This window comes from Flavivirga eckloniae, assembly GCF_002886045.1.
GTDB classification, from domain to species: Bacteria; Bacteroidota; Bacteroidia; order Flavobacteriales; family Flavobacteriaceae; genus Flavivirga; species Flavivirga eckloniae.
Genome location: NZ_CP025791.1, coordinates 3,631,620 through 3,647,930, shown reverse-complemented (window position 1 = coordinate 3,647,930; position 16,311 = coordinate 3,631,620). Strand labels below are relative to the sequence as shown.

The 16,311-nt window shown below is 34.9% G+C and carries 11 protein-coding genes and 1 tRNA gene; 7 read left to right on the top strand and 5 right to left on the bottom strand.

Features of this window, described 5'->3' with window-relative positions; genetic code table 11:
- Positions 1-96 precede the first annotated feature (96 nt).
- The 4 genes from C1H87_RS15125 (at position 97) to C1H87_RS15110 (ending at position 7,459) form a co-directional block, all read left to right on the top strand.
- Positions 97-3,672: a SusC/RagA family TonB-linked outer membrane protein gene (locus C1H87_RS15125; protein ID WP_102756613.1), complete on the top strand. Its 3,576-nt coding sequence runs from the start codon at positions 97-99 to the stop codon at positions 3,670-3,672.
- A 48-nt stretch (positions 3,673-3,720) separates the two neighbouring features.
- Positions 3,721-5,133: a RagB/SusD family nutrient uptake outer membrane protein gene (locus C1H87_RS15120; protein WP_102756612.1), complete on the top strand. Its 1,413-nt coding sequence runs from the start codon at positions 3,721-3,723 to the stop codon at positions 5,131-5,133.
- A gap of 12 nt (positions 5,134-5,145) precedes the next feature.
- Complete coding sequence (locus C1H87_RS15115; RefSeq protein ID WP_158655238.1) at positions 5,146-5,877, top strand: cadherin repeat domain-containing protein; 732 nt, start codon at positions 5,146-5,148, stop codon at positions 5,875-5,877.
- A gap of 193 nt (positions 5,878-6,070) precedes the next feature.
- Positions 6,071-7,459: a TlpA family protein disulfide reductase gene (locus C1H87_RS15110; RefSeq protein WP_102756610.1), complete on the top strand. Its 1,389-nt coding sequence runs from the start codon at positions 6,071-6,073 to the stop codon at positions 7,457-7,459.
- Between the two features lie 333 nt (positions 7,460-7,792).
- On the opposite strand, the gene C1H87_RS15105 is transcribed toward C1H87_RS15110, so the two are convergent.
- The 4 genes from C1H87_RS15105 to trxA form a co-directional block, all read right to left on the bottom strand.
- Positions 7,793-7,866 (bottom strand) — tRNA-Asp (locus C1H87_RS15105).
- Between the two features lie 172 nt (positions 7,867-8,038).
- Complete coding sequence (locus C1H87_RS15100; RefSeq protein ID WP_102756609.1) at positions 8,039-8,968, bottom strand: DUF58 domain-containing protein; 930 nt, start codon at positions 8,966-8,968, stop codon at positions 8,039-8,041.
- A 16-nt stretch (positions 8,969-8,984) separates the two neighbouring features.
- Positions 8,985-9,530, bottom strand: a complete 546-nt coding sequence (locus C1H87_RS15095; protein ID WP_102758291.1) for a ClpP family protease — start codon at positions 9,528-9,530, stop codon at positions 8,985-8,987.
- Positions 9,531-9,612: 82 nt separating this feature from the next.
- Positions 9,613-9,930, bottom strand: a complete 318-nt coding sequence (gene trxA, locus C1H87_RS15090; RefSeq protein WP_102756608.1) for a thioredoxin — start codon at positions 9,928-9,930, stop codon at positions 9,613-9,615.
- A 342-nt stretch (positions 9,931-10,272) separates the two neighbouring features.
- Here trxA and C1H87_RS15085 point away from each other — a divergent pair, with 342 nt between their 5' ends.
- Genes C1H87_RS15085 through C1H87_RS15075 form a run of 3 tightly spaced genes read left to right on the top strand, consistent with a single transcriptional unit; the run spans position 10,273 to position 11,411 of the window.
- Complete coding sequence (locus C1H87_RS15085) at positions 10,273-10,704, top strand: SRPBCC family protein (RefSeq protein WP_102756607.1); 432 nt, start codon at positions 10,273-10,275, stop codon at positions 10,702-10,704.
- A complete protein-coding gene (locus C1H87_RS15080; protein WP_102756606.1) occupies positions 10,694-11,023 on the top strand; it encodes an ArsR/SmtB family transcription factor in 330 nt (109 codons plus the stop codon). The genes C1H87_RS15085 and C1H87_RS15080 overlap by 11 nt, the downstream gene beginning before the upstream one ends.
- Positions 11,016-11,411: an SRPBCC family protein gene (locus C1H87_RS15075; protein WP_102756605.1), complete on the top strand. Its 396-nt coding sequence runs from the start codon at positions 11,016-11,018 to the stop codon at positions 11,409-11,411. The genes C1H87_RS15080 and C1H87_RS15075 overlap by 8 nt, the downstream gene beginning before the upstream one ends.
- 339 nt (positions 11,412-11,750) lie before the next feature.
- Here C1H87_RS15075 and dnaE read toward each other — a convergent pair whose 3' ends face one another.
- A complete protein-coding gene (dnaE, locus tag C1H87_RS15070; protein WP_102756604.1) occupies positions 11,751-16,136 on the bottom strand; it encodes a DNA polymerase III subunit alpha in 4,386 nt (1,461 codons plus the stop codon).
- Between the last annotated feature and the right edge of the window lie 175 nt (positions 16,137-16,311).

Sequence of the window (16,311 nt, the reverse complement as noted above, 5' to 3'; positions counted from 1 at the left end):
AAAGGGAACGAAGAAGACATTTTGCGGTATCGATCTTCGCCCCTCTATAGTGTGTATTAACTAATTAATGTTTAATCAATTAAAACAAGCAAATTTATGGAAATTAAATTAACTAACCTTCTATTCTATTTTAGAAAGAAATTTTTAATCCATCTTATGAGAGCTTTTATTTTTTTCATATGCACCACTGCATTTAGTCTTGCTCCCAATAATGTATTTTCTCAAAGAGTAAAAATCAATATTGATGCAGATAAGACTGTTACAGTAGATGAAATTTTTAAAATTATTAAAGCCCAAACTGATTACAGATTTATTTATCAAGAAGACATGTTTAAAGGTTTTCCAAGTGTAAATCTTAAAAGAGGAACTATTCGAGCCAACAAGCTGTTGCAAGAAATTTTACCAAAAGGAAATTTTAAATTCAACATTTCTGGCAAGAATACCATTGTTATAAAAAGGAAACCTGCTATTGTACAACAAAAAATACAAGGCAAAGTAACAGACGAGAATGGTGAGCCATTAATTGGGGTTGTTGTAATTGTTAAAGGAACGTTACGTGGAGCAACTACTAGTTTTGATGGGATTTATAAAATAGACGCTCAAGAAGGAGAAACATTAGTCTTAAGCTACCTTGGCTATCTTGATTCTGAAGTTATCATTGGGCAAGGCACTACTTACAATGTGCAAATGGCACCATCTTCTTTCGAACTTGATACCGTAGAAATAGTTTCAACAGGTTACCAAACCATTTCCAAAGAGCGCTCTACGGGTTCTTTTGAACGTGTCAATGAGAAAACATTAGATTTAAAAATCAATCAAAATATTTTCTCTAAGATTGAAGGAGAAGTCGCTGGTGTTACCACAGATACTGACGGTAATTTTATTATTCGTGGACTCAGTACGATAAGTGCTAATAGTGACCCACTAATTGTTGTAGACGGTTTCCCCATTGAGCAAAACCAAAATACTATAAACCCAAATGATGTTGAAAGCATTACCATATTAAAAGATGCTGCTGCAGCCTCTATTTGGGGTATAAGAGCTGCAAATGGTGTTATAGTTATCGTTACTAAAAAAGGAAATAGAAATGGTAAGCTAACTATTAACGCTTCAGTAAATACTTCTATTACTCCAGAACCAGATTTGTTTGCCGCGCCAATTGCAGATGCAGCAACACAAGTGGCCTATCAACGAGAGGTTTTCGAAAGAGGAGGGTTCCATGATCAAACTAATTTATTCAATGGTAATCTTAATGTAGCTTCTGGTCAGGTATTGAATCCAGTAGTACAGACCCTTTTGCTACAAGACCGTGGCGATATTTCATCAGAGGAGGCTCAATCAAGGTTAGAACAACTTGAAAATACAGATATCAGAAGAGAATATTCCCGTCTTATTCAGCGTCCAGAAATATGGACACAATATAATTTCTCTATAAACGGGGGTAGTGAAAAATACGATTTTAGATCATCGATAAGCTACAATGACAACCAGAAAGAATTAATAAACACTAAGGCAAATCAGTATCTAATCAATTTTGCCAATTCCTTCAATATATCATCAAAATTAAAAGTAAGTGGTTCTATTAACTTTTCACAATCTAAGGAAAGTTTTGGATCTACTTCAGTTAATGATGATTTTGGTAGATTTTCAGGTAGCGATAGTTTTGAAACCCCTAGAGCTAGTAGTGCGCAAAACCTTTTAAGTACTTCTATAAACAGTAGAATTTTAGATGACAATGGCAATTATTTACCTATGCAAAATTTTCTAGCTTTAAATCAGGAAGCTTCAAATTTAGCGTTGGAGCGTGGATTTCCGTATGATTGGACCTATAATTTAAAACAAGAGTTAGATAATGCAGATAATATTTTACGAGAAACAGCCTTACGATTAAATACGGGTCTGAATTATAATATTATTGATGGGTTGGATGCAAGCGTCACTTATCAATATGAATGGCAACAGCAAAATATAAGAGACTTTCATAACGAGCAATCTTTTTATACGAGGTTTCGGGTAAATCTTTTTACACAATTAGACCCTAGCACACAATTACCGGTGTCTAATGCTATTCCAGTAGGCGCTATTTTAGATATAGATACCCGCAATCAAAGAGCACATACCTTTAGGACACAATTAAACTTCGATAAGCTTTTTAATGAAAAACACCAAGTAACCGCTATAGCAGGTTATGAAGTACGTAAAACCATTGCTGAGAGGGCTACGAGCAGACAATATGGTTATGATGAACGCTCTTTAGATGCTAAGCTTGTTGATTTTACGACCGATTTTACAGAAAGTTTGCCACTAAGGTTTGCAAGTTTAATTCCTGACTTTAATGAAAATGTATTTGTCGAAAATCGTTTTATCTCTTATTTTGCAAATGCTTCCTATACTTTCGATAATAAATATACCATATCTGGAAGTACACGTTTAGACGACACCAACTTATTTGGTGCATCGGACGAATATAGAAATATACCTCTATATTCTGTTGGTGCTAAATGGAACATTGCCAATGAGTTTTTTACTGGTAACCAAAACATAAACAGGCTGCAACTACGCGCCACATATGGTATTAATGGTAACGTGGATAGATCTACCAGTCCGCAATTGTTAATCACCCCAAAAAATATTTCGTTTCCTTTTGTAAATGGCACAAATGCAGATATTACAGGGCTCCCTAACCCAGAATTACGTTTAGAACGGACCAATGCATTGAATTTAGGATTAGACTTTGGATTGTTTGGCAATCTAATCAGTGGTAGCGTAGAATATTATAAAAAGGATAGTGAAGATTTACTAGCTTTTACGTCGGTTAATCCTATTTCTGGAGTAAACGGCGCTCGAATAAATAATGGTACATTACGTAACGAAGGCTTTGACATTAATTTAACTTTAAGACCCTTACGAGGCGATAATTTCAGATATACTACTACAGGTAATTTTAGCGTAAATACAAATACTTTAATAAAGGTAGATGTTCAAAGCAACGCACAGATATTCGATTATGTAAATGGTAATTTGGCAATTCCAGATCTACCGTTAAGAACCATTTATAGCTATAATTATCAAGGGTTAGATCGTAATGGTGCACCTCAGTTTTTAAATGAAAATAATCGAATTGTCGATTTCAGAGCTAACATCTTTGAACCAGATGCTTTGGTAGAAGAAGGTTCTTTATTGCCTAAATACTATGGCTCATGGGTTAATAATTTAGAATATAAAAACTTTTATCTAAGAACATTGACCACATTTAAAGCTGGTCATGTATTTAGATATCGAAACGCTTCTTTTATACCTGCAAACAGAGTTAGTCCTTTAGAAAATGTACCTGCAGATTATGTTAATCGATGGCAAAACCCTGGAGATGAAAACAATACAGATATTCCCGCAATACCTGCTTTTCAAGATAGGGGAATATTAGGATATGCCTATTACAGAGACTCTAATAAATTTGTGGATGACGCATCACATATCCGTTTAAGCCAGCTAAGTTTTGGCTATGTATTCCCAACAAAAACTTTAGAAAGATTAGGCATGAATAGCCTTCAAATAGGATTTCAAGCAGATAATATGGTCGTTTGGAACTTTAATAAATGGGACGTTGATCCAGAAAGTGCTTTTATTCCTAGGCAAGCTACTTATACATTAAACATTTCTGCTTCCTTTTAAATAAACTTAGGTTTAATCTAAAAAAAGTAATAAATCAAAAGAATAAAAATGAAAAATATAAAATATATAGCACTAACAGTAATTTGCTTTGTAGCGATTACAGCATGTGACCGAGAAGAGTACCTAGACATACAGCCCAAAAATGTGATTGTTCCAGAAACACTTGCCGATTTTAGGTTGTTGTTAGATAATACGGCACTTAGTTTTTTCGATGGAGGGCTGGTTGATGGCTTTCAAAAAACGCACACCATAAGTCAGTTTTTTAGTGATGATATTAGACTAAGTCCTGCTTTAGCAGCCGCATTCTTTAATCAAGATACAGATATTAGAGCTTACTTATTTGACCCTACAATCTATAACGCATCCCAAGACGATACAGATTTTAATGCTTATTATTCACAAATTTATGCAGCCAACGTAATTTTAGATGGTCTGGAATCGGCAGAAGGGAGTATGTCAGAGAAAAATGTTTTAGAAGCAGAAGCCAAGTTACATAGGGCATATGCATACTTTAATCTTGTAAATTTATACGCAACTCATTATAACAGTGCCACAGCAAGTTCAGATTTAGGAGTTCCAATTAGAGAGGGTGTTGCTTTAACAGGATTGGATTTAATCCGGGCATCTGTACAAGAAGTTTACGACCTTGTTCTTAGTGAAATTCAGTTTGGAATTCAGATTTTACCAGACACCCAACCCCAAGACCTTATTTTTAGACCATCTAAGGCTGCAGCTTATGGGTTATTAGCAAAAGTATACCTGTACCAAGGTCATTACGAAGAGGCATTAGTTGCTGTTAATAACGCCTTGTCTTTAAAGAACGATTTGAGAGATATTAATACCGATGAAACTAGCTTTTCCGACCCTAGCTTACGTGTTGTTCCTTTTGTTTTAGATAATCCTCAAGTTGTTTGGTACAAAACAGTGGGATTCTTTCTGCAAAACGCCCCAACAGATGCACTAATCAATCTTTATGAAGATGGAGATGTTCGCAGACAATGGTATGCCGATTTAAGACCAAATATCGCTGATCTAGATGGTGTTTACTATGGCGCTAGGTATTTTCAAGGCGGGGCTTCAGGTTTAAACACTCCCGAATTATATTTAATACAAGCAGAAGTTAATGCAAGATTAGGCAACATACAATCGGCCAATGATGCTTTAAACACGCTACGATCAAACAGGTTTACTCCAGAAACCTATACTCCTATTTCTATTACCGATCAGACAGAATTACTCCAATTTGTAAAAGAAGAACGCAGAAGGGAGTCTGGAGGAAGTATAGATCGCCTTTTTGATATTAAACGTTACAATCTTTTGGATAACGACAACATTTCAGTAACACATACCTTTGGGGATCAAACCGTTACACTACCCCCTAACAGCCAAAATTTTGTATTACCTATCGGGTTAAAATACATTCAAATCAACCCTGAAATTATTCAAAACCCAAGAGACTAAAACATGAAAATTATGAAAAAAATAGTATCCATAATAGCAATACTTACGATAGGCTTTTTTGTAGCCTGTAGTAATGATGATGCAAGCCCATTAATTGTACAAACTGACGATTTTTTTGCAGAATTGGCCATATCGGCAATAGTTGGAGATACCATTGGCATTGTTCCTGGGACTTCTAACCAAGGAACAATAAACTATAGTATCAACTCTCAAACACCTGAAGGAATTTTTACAATTGGGCAAACTTACGGTGAGCTTATTGTTGCCTCTGATGCCGTTGCCAATTTACCCATTGATTCTAAGGTCACTCTTGAAGTTAGCGTCAGTAAAGAAGGTGTTTCTCAAATTTCAAACGTAGAGATTACCGTAGTCCCTCCTCCTGTAGATATTTCTCCTTGGGTAGGCACAGTAGTAGTAACTGAAGATCTCGGTTTTTTTGTGTCAATGGTAGAAGTTCCTACAAGTGATTTAGATAATGGAATACTGGAATTATCTGGAGGAGATCCTTTTGATTTTTTCTGTTCTGCAGGTACACCCACGGTCATTATAAAATTTGGACAGCTAACATCCGCCACTGAAGGCCCTGTTACTGTAGAGAAGCAGAATTTCCCATGTTATGGTGGATCAGAGACTATGGAAGGTACAGGTACATACAACACTGTCACTAAAGTGATTACTTTAGATTTTACATATTCTGGTAGTTTTCCTATTAGTGGAACAAAAGTCATTACTCCCAAAGAATAATTATTAAAATGATAAGCTAGTATAGCTTCTTTTTAAGAAGCTATACTATTTAAATAATTTCTGTTCTTCAACAAAAAAACAACAATATAACGATACTATATTCTGTTTTATAAATCTCACTTCGTTGTAAGAGTATGAGCTTGTATAGCTATTGTTCCGTAATCTACTAATCTATTTATAATCAATAATTAAAATGAAAAAAATAATATACCTTTTAAGTATTACTATTACAGTTATGTCCTGTGAAAAAATAACTACACCCAGAGATTACATAGTGTTTTCAGGAAAAATTGAAAACCACGCTGATAATAAAATAAACCTTCATATAACTGGTTTAGGCCCTATTATCTTAAAAGAAGATGGTCGTTTTGTTGATACTATTAAGATCAAAAACACAGGACACTACATGTTTGTTGATGCAAAAAAAAACAGAATGGAATTGTATCTAGAAAACGGTAATGATATTAATATGACTTACGATGCAAGTGATTTTAAAAATACGATAACGTTTTCTGGTGAGGGTAGTGCGGCTAACAACTATTTGTTGAAAAAAGAACAGTTAAAAACTGCTCTTGATAAATCTGTGCAAACAGATAGTATTTCATCTATTTATCAATTAGACCAAGCTACTTTTAAAGCTAAGCAAATAGAATTGAAAAAGTCTATTATGAAAGTATTGGCCTCAACCGAAGGTCTTTCTGAAGTTTTCAAGACCCAAGAAAAAAGAAACATCAATTATGAATACTTGTTAGATCTTACATTATTAGAAGATCTTCATATTATGATAAAGACACCTAATTTCGAAGAATCAAAAGATCTTCATTATGAGTTAGAAGGTCTTTCCTATACCAATGATGCCGATTTTTTATTCTCAGAATCTTATAAAGAGCTTATTAAGTTTCATTACAGAAAAAAAGCTCAAAAAATAGTTGAATCTGAAGGAATATCAGATGAAGTTGCTTATTTAAAAGAACTAGCAACACTTAACAATACGTTTATAAAAGACAGCTTATTGTTTGAAAATGCGATTATGTATATGGATTATTTCGAAGATCTGGATGGTTATTATAGTGCCTTCAAAACAACATCTACAAACGAAAAACATATAGCAAAAGTCACCGAAAAATATAATATTTTAAAACGCGTTGCAGCTGGTTCTCCTTCTCCTAAATTTGTGGATTACGAAAATTATGCTGGTGGCACTAATTCTTTAGATGACTTTAAAGGCAAATACGTATATATAGACGTGTGGGCCACATGGTGTGGGCCTTGCATTTACCAAATGCCTTTTTTAGATAAAGTTGAAAAAAAATACCATGGTAAAAATATTCAGTTTGTTACGATTTCGGTTGATGAGAGAAAGAATTACGAAAAATGGAGAGCTTTTATTGATAAAGAAAAATTAGATGGTATTCAGTTACTCGCAGACAATGCCTTAGAATCAGATTTTATAAAAGGGTATTCAATAGCTGGTATTCCTCGCTTTATTTTAATTGATCCTCATGGAAATATTGTAAATAATAATGCTCCTAGACCTTCAGATGAAAAACTAATTGAACTGTTTGATGAATTAGGCATTTAAAAAATAAAACTATTATAAAATAGTGTTCATTGTTAATTTGAGTTAGTCATTCTTATTAAGAACGCATAAAGGGTTGTTGTTTGAATCAATGACCCTTTTTTTGTTAGCTTTCTTATTTCTTAATAAATGTTCTTCTAAGATTGAAAAGTCGAATAAATATGCCCTAAACAAAAAAGCATCCCAATCTTCTAAAAAAGAAAAAAGGAAAGCTTCTCATTGGAATACCAAATATAATCTGGTATTTCTACATCACGTCTAAGACGTGAACAACACAACTTCTTTTTATTGCCAAAAAAAGCCCTAATTTCTCAGAGCTTTCTTTTTGCAATTTTGCGGTCTGGACGGGACTCGAACCCGCGACCCCCTGCGTGACAGGCAGATATTCTAACCAACTGAACTACCAGACCGTTGCGTTATTGCGGTTGCAAATATACACGCCTTTTTTAATATCTCAAATGTTTTTTCTAAGTTTTTTGAAAATATTTTTAAAAAGAAGGCTTGACTATTTTACGTCCAAGTTTCAATTTAAACTATCATTCTCATTTTTAAGCATCTACAAAGACTAGCTTAAACGAGAAGCTAAACAAATTTTTGACGCTCCATCATATACGTAGTCAGAATATTATTAAAACCTTTATTAATATCTGCTTCTACATATTTTATCTTGTATTGCGCACACTTTAATCGTAAAGCATCAAAATAACGACTTACAGATTTACTATAACTGTCTTTTATGTTATCGGCATATAAATTAATATACTCCCCTGTTTCAACATCAATAAAACGTTTTGGTTTATTATCAAAATCAAAAGCTAACTCCTTTTCTTTATCAAACACATGAAATAGGATGACTTCATGCTTGTTATATTTTAAATGGCGTAAGGCTTCAAACAACTTTGCCTCGTTTTCTGAGGTTTGAAACATATCGGTAAACAAGAATATCATAGATCGTCTATGAATCTTCTCTGCTATTTCATGTAAATATTTATATGTTTCGGTTTCTTTATTTAAAGATTTAGAAACTACGGCATCACTTAAATGATTTAATAGCATTTGATGATGGCGCTCACTACCTTTTTCCGGCGCATAATAATCATAATCATTACTATAAATACTTAAACCAACAGCGTCCCGTTGTTTTTTAAGGATTTGCATTAAGCATGCTGAAGCCAAAGCCGAAAATGCTATTTTATTTAGATTATCGATTGAAAATGTATCCATTTTTGGGTAATGCATCGAACTACTATTATCTATAATGATATGACAACGTAAATTAGTCTCATCATCATAGCGCTTCGTGTAAAGCTTATCTGTTTTAGCATATAGTTTCCAATCGATATGGCGCGTGCTTTCTCCCTGATTGTAAATTTTATGTTCAGCAAATTCTGCCGAAAAACCATGAAACGGACTTTTATGCATTCCAGCAATAAAGCCTTCTACTACTTGTTTTGCAAGTAATTCCAGATTTTTAAAACCTTCGGCTTTATTAAGTTCTGCTTGTAAGTTCATGGATATTAGGTATAACTTATTTTAAAACACCATCAACAATACCATAAGCAACAGACTCGTCTGCTCCCATCCAATGGTCGCGATTAAAATCCTTCATAATTTTATCGAAAGCCTGTCCACAATTATCAGCCAAGATCTGTGCACTTAATTCCTTCGTAATTATAATCTCTTTTGCCGTAATTTCAATATCACTGGCTTGGCCACGGGCACCTCCACTTGGTTGATGAATCATAACACGGGCATGTGGTTGTATATAACGCTTACCTTTTTCACCTGCAGATAGTATTAATGATCCCATAGATGCTGCAAATCCTGTACATATTGTAGACACATCGCTTTTAAGTGACTTCATGCAATCGTAAATAGCAAAACCAGAAGTTACATACCCTCCAGGACTATTAACATATAAATGAATATCCTTAGTTTCTAAAGCATCTAAATACATTAAACGCTCAATAACGTGCTTTGCAGAATCGTCATCTACTTGACCCCACAAAAACACTTTGCGTTCTTCTATTAATTTGCTATCGATAACATTTTGCATTTTTATTTGTTCGCTCATATCTATTTTTTTATTTGCATCTAAAATAAAAAAAAGGTTTGCCATTACGACAAACCTTTTTAATTTTCTTTAGTCTATATTATTACAATAACGAATCTATCGCTTCTGTGTATGTGTTTTTTGGTGCAACACCAACTTGTCTGTTTACAACTTCTCCATCTTTAAAAACCAAAACAGTAGGGATATTACGTACGCCGTATTTTGCTGCAAATTCCTGATTTGCATCTACATCTACCTTACCAACAACAGCTTTACCATCGTATTCACCACTAATTTCTTCTATAATTGGTCCAACCATTCTACAAGGTCCACACCAAGCTGCCCAAAAATCAACCATTACCGGTTTATCACTTTTTAACACAGTTTCCTCAAATGTTGCATCTGTTATTTCTAATGCCATAATATTTATGTTTTAATTCTTATTTTATTTTTAATATCACAAAATTAGTCAAAAAATTTCCTAAAGCTTACAATGTAACAATTTGTTTTGCTTATATCAATATTGTTTCGCGTTATTATAGCTTTAAAACCTATATAAAACAAGCATAATCAGACTCTTAGACTTATCTTCTTTATAAAAAACAACACACTCTCTTAAAATACAAACATAAGATTATCAACACTTTACATAAATCAACTAAAACAAAAAACCAAAATAAGCAACCAAATAGTTGCGTATTAAAAATATTTGTTTTAGTTTAGCAACCTCTAAGTTGCATATTAATCAAAAAAACGAATAATTATGAATGATGTTATTAAAAAAGAAAGAGTATTCAATCACTCCATAGACAAAGTATGGAACGCCATTTCTAAAGCCGAAGAAATATCTGCCTGGTTTATTCAAGCCGATTTTAAAGCTGAAAAGGGCTATAAATACACGTTTACCGCGGAACCTAATGAAAAAGGTTGCACAATAATTAGTGGAGAGGTTAAAGAATCCAATCCCTACAAATTGGTTTATACCTGGGTAGTAGCCGAAATGAAAACAGAAACTACCGTAACATGGGAATTAGAATCTATTGAAGGAGGCACCAAATTATATCTGGAACATTCTGGCATTTCAAATTACGAAGGCGAAACAGCTGTAAAAATGTTTGAGAGCTTTAATGGTGGTTGGAATAATTGTATAGAAGGACTAACCGGATACTTAAAAGAATTAGTCGATGCAGGATAAGATAACAAAACTATTTAAGGCCATTGCAGACCCAACAAGGCGTGATATTTTTCACGCCTTGGTCATAGCAACTTCGGCCTTATCTATTACACAAATATCAAGTCAGTTTGATATTAGCAGACAAGGTATTACTAAACACATCAAAACACTGGAAGAAGCCGGCTTAGTTAATATTAATGCTGATGGACGTGAGCGCTTTTGTTACGCTAATGCAAAACCATTAAAAGAAATTAACAAATGGGTTCAATTTTACTCACAATTCTGGGATAACTCATTACAAGACCTGGAACACTATTTAAACAATTCAAAAGATGCCTGATCACACGAAACAAATAGATACACAGGATATCATGAACTACAAAAAGGAGTTAGAGGTAAATGCCAGTGCCGAACAAGTGTTTTCTGCATTAAATGAAGGACTCAACACCTGGTGGGGAAACATAACCAACTCTGAGTTTAAAACGGACGGTCAATTCACTATTAATTTTGACCCTGGTTATTGGTGGACTTTTAAAATTATGGAATATACTCCAAACCATGAATTGGTTTGGAAATGTGTTGATGGCGAACCTGATTTTAATAAGGAATGGATAGGCCATGTATTGCATTGGGAAATTGAAGAAACTAACGGTAAAAGTTTAATCAATTTTCATCAGATTGGCCTTACCCCACAGCTTCATTGCTATGAAATTTGTTCAACTACATGAGATCGATTTATAACAAAAAGTTTGAAAGATTTTTTGGAGAACAGAAAATAAAACAACATTGTAAGGGTGGAACAACCGTAGCGATCTGTTTATTTCAAGCTACGGTTCTTTTTATATTTTCTTCTGTAGATTAAAAATGAAATAAGGACTACTATAAAAAGAATCACTAATCCAAAGAGATTTAAATAAATCCACAAAATCACATTATGAATTTCTGGCGCTATTAATTTCAATAACGCCTCGGAAGAAAAGAAAAAAACTATTTCTAAAACTAAAAAAGCTAATATGTGATAGGATATTATCTTTTTCATAATATGAGATCCCTGCTTCCGCAGGGATTTAGTTCAATTTAAACAATACATCCTGACTTTCCAGCTCACTAAGTAATTCTTGAGACACTTTAACTTTTTGTCGCCTACTGTTCATTTGTAGTTTTATTTGTTCTTTGTTGTCGTACACCACAAAATTGAGCACCTGATTTCCAGGGTGCATTTGCAACAAATCTTTTAATCGAACGATATCTTCCTCTTTTAAATCTTTAATATTAAGCTGAATAGACAATTTCTTAGCATAGTTTTCCATAACGTCATGTAGTAATTGAAAACTATTGAACTGTAATCTAGGGTCGCTCTTCTTACCCGTGTCTTTATTTACCCAACCTTCTCGAATAAAAGCTTTTACAAACACAAAATTGTTCTTCATTAAAAAGTGCCTGAATTTCAAGTACTCTTCTCCAAAAATCCTAAACTCAAAACTATCGGTATAATCTTCAATGGTAAACATTCCCCATCCTTTCCCTTGCTTACTTACACGGTGTTGCACATCGGTAACTACGCCTCCAAAAACAATCTCTCTGTTAACATAGGGCTCTAAATCGTTGAACAAAGCAATATTACCATTGCAAAAGGTTTTCATTTCTGTTTTAAAGTCATCTAGCGGATGTCCGGAAATATAAATACCCACAACTTCACGCTCTTTACTCAGCTTTTCCATGGTTCCCCACTCTTCACATGGCGGTACCAGAGGTTCTTCTATTTGAACTTCGCTAGCCTCACCAAACAAACTCACTTGCGCCGAATTCTCATTTTCCTGATGCTTACTTCCGTATTTAACTGCTTTTTCTAAAAAAGTGCCACTATCACCATCTTGATGAAAGTACTGTGCACGGTGTGTATCTCCAAAACAATCAAAACCTCCAGCCAAGGCCAAATTCTCAAAAGCTTTTTTATTTGCCGCCCTTAAATCGATTCGTTTGGCTAAATCGAAAATAGACTTATATGGACCATCTTTTCTATTGTCTACAATAGTCATTACAGCTCCATGACCAACCCCTTTAATCGCTCCCATACCAAAACGCACCGCATAATCTTGGTTTACAGAAAACTTATAATACGATTCATTAATATCTGGCCCTAATACATCTAGCTTCATACGCTTACATTCTTCCATAAAGAAGGTAACTTGCTTAATATCGTTCATGTTGTTGGATAATACGGCTGCCATATATTCGGCTGGATAATGCGCTTTTAAATAGGCTGTTTGATAGGCTATCCATGCATAACAAGTAGAGTGCGATTTATTAAAAGCATAACTTGCAAAAGCCTCCCAGTCTTTCCAGACTTTTTCCAACACCTTAGCATCATGTCCGTTGGCACTAGCTTGCTCAATAAATTTTGGTTTCATTTTATCCAGTACCGCAATTTGTTTTTTCCCCATCGCCTTACGCAATACATCGGCTTCACCTTTTGTAAATCCAGCTAATTTTTGAGACAACAACATCACCTGCTCCTGATATACCGTAATACCATAGGTTTCTTTTAAGTACTCTTCCATGGCTGGTAAATCGTACTCAATATCTTCATCCCCATGCTTTCTCCTAACAAAACTTGGAATATATTCCATAGGCCCTGGACGGTACAGAGCATTCATGGCAATTAAATCCTCAAAAACCGTTGGCTTTAAATCTCTAAGGTGTTTTTGCATACCGGGGGATTCGTATTGGAACACCCCTACTGTTTCACCTCGCTGGAATAAAGCATACGTTTTTTCATCATCTAAAGGAAAAGATTCCGGATCAAGCTGAATATCGTGTTTTGCCTTAACAATTTTTACCGTATCCTTAATTAGGGTCAACGTTTTTAACCCAAGGAAATCCATTTTCAGCAAACCGGCATCCTCAACAACCGAGTTATCGAACTGGGTTACATATAAATCGGAATCTTTTGCAACAGAAACTGGTACGAACTTCGTAATATCGTCTGGCGTTATAATCACCCCACATGCATGAATTCCAGTATTTCTTACCGAACCTTCCAGAGCTCTTGCCGTATTAACGGTCTCTGCTTCTAAACCAGACCCTTCAGAAATATTTAAAAGCTCATTAACTTTTTCTAATTCTTCTGCTCTAAACTTACCAGCTAACGCCTTTTCATCTAAACCAAAAATTTTATTGAGTTTAGACATGTTAGGTATCAACTTGGCAATTCTATCGGCATCAAACAAAGGTAAATCCAATACACGGGCTGTATCTCGAATAGATGATTTAGCCGCCATGGTACCATAGGTGATAATTTGTGCTACCTGATTTGCACCGTATTTATTGATTACATAATCCATAACCCGGCTTCTCCCCTCATCATCAAAATCAATATCGATATCGGGCATACTAATACGATCCGGATTTAAGAAACGCTCAAAAAGCAAGTCGTACTTCATAGGATCGATGTTGGTAATCCACAAACAGTATGCTGCTACCGATCCGGCAGCCGATCCACGCCCAGGTCCTACAGACACATCCATATTTCTGGCTTCGCGAATAAAATCCTCAACAATTAAGAAATATCCCGGATATCCAGTATTTTCTATAACGCTCAACTCAAAATCAACACGTTCAATAACTTCTTCACTAAGCGGTTCTCCATAGCGTTTTTTAGCACCTTCGTAAGTTAAATGTCTTAAATAGGCATTCTCACCGCGTTTTCCTCCATCAACCAAATCTTCCTCGTGCTTAAATTCATCGGGGATATCGAAGGCCGGCAACAGGACGTCACGCGCTAATTGAAACCCTTCTATTTTATCTACTAATTGTTGAATATTTAAAATGGCTTGAGGTACGTCTCGAAACAATTTTTTCATTTCTTCGGAAGACTTAAAATAGTATTCCTGATTAGGTAATCCGTAACGATACCCCCTTCCTCTACCTATAGGCGTAGCTTGCTTTTCCCCATCTTTCACACACAATAAAATATCGTGAGCATTAGCATCATCTTTCTTTTGATAGTAAGTATTATTGGTAGCTACCAAATTTACATCGTGCTTTTTAGCCAATGCTATTAAAGTTGTGTTAACCCGGTTTTCATCTTCCTGATCATGCCGCATAAGCTCCATATACAGGTCTTCTCCAAACTCATTTTTCCACCACAACAATGCTTCCTCGGCCTGTTTCTCTCCAATATTTAGGACTTTACTAGGCACCTCGCCATATAAATTCCCTGTAAGCACAATAACATCTTCTTTATATTGCTGTATAAGCTTTTTGTCTATTCTAGGAACATAGTAAAACCCATCAACAAAGGCATGCGACGATAATTTGGCCAGATTATGATAACCGTTTTTGTTTTTCGCTATTAATACAATTTGATAGCCGTTATCTTTTCTCGATTTATCCTGATGATCTTCACATACAAAGAATTCGCAACCAATAATAGGTTTTATTAGTTGTTTTTCTGAAGCCTCGCCTCTTTCTTCTGCTTCTGCAATAGTCGCCTTTATGGCACTGTTTTGTTTGTTAACTGCATTAATAAAATGGAATGCTCCCATCATATTTGCATGATCGGTAAGCGCTACTGCCGACATATTATGCGATGCTGCTGCTGCCACAATATCGCCCACACTCATGGTAGACTGTAATACGGAAAATTGCGAATGATTATGAAGGTGTACAAAATTGGCTTCTGCCAAATCGGAAGCATTTTGCTCAATATCTTCATTAGAAATCGTCTCTTCGTTAAGACTTTTAAGACGTTCTCTAATTTTAGCACTTTCTTGTTTAAGGTTAACATGCTTTAAATTAATGAGCTCAATTTCCTTCGGATTCGCCTCATTAAAACTCTGAAAATAATCAACCTCTACATCAAGTTGTTCTTTGGTATACTCCCCCAAACGAACCAATTCGAAAAAACATCGTGTAGTAGCTTCAACATCGGCTGTTGCATTATGCGCTTCGGCAAAAGGCACTTTAAATAAAAACTCGTGTAGCTCTGTAAGCGTAGGTAGTTTAAATTTGCCTCCTCGTCCTCCGGGAATCTGACACAAACTTGCCGTATGCTCTGTACAGGTATCTAAAACCGGTAATTCTTGTAACGCATTCGCAACATCACCCCGAACAAATTCGGCTCCCATAATGTTTAAATCGAACTTTACATTTTGCCCTACAATGAATTTCGTTTTACCTAATGCCTCATTAAACTTTTCTAAAACCTCTGCCAACGGAATACCTTGTTCTTGAGCCAGCTCGGTAGAAATACCATGAATTTTCTCGGCATCATAAGGAATATTAAACCCTTCTGGCTGTACTAAATAATCTTGATGATCGATACAGTTACCCATGGCATCATGCAATTGCCATGCTATTTGAATACACCTTGGCCAGTTATCAGTATCTGTAATGGGTGCATCCCAACGTTTAGGCAATCCGGTAGTCTCTGTATCGAAAATTAAGTACATTCTTTAAGCTAGATATTTGATGTTAAGTCGTTTAGAATTATTAAACGCAGTTTATAAAAATACATAGAAATCACACATCTTTAAAGCGAAGTTATTAAGAGTTTTAAACAAAAAATTCTGCGCTTATTTATTTCAAACGGTTAGTTATGAGCTTGATTTAAAATACCTTATTTTT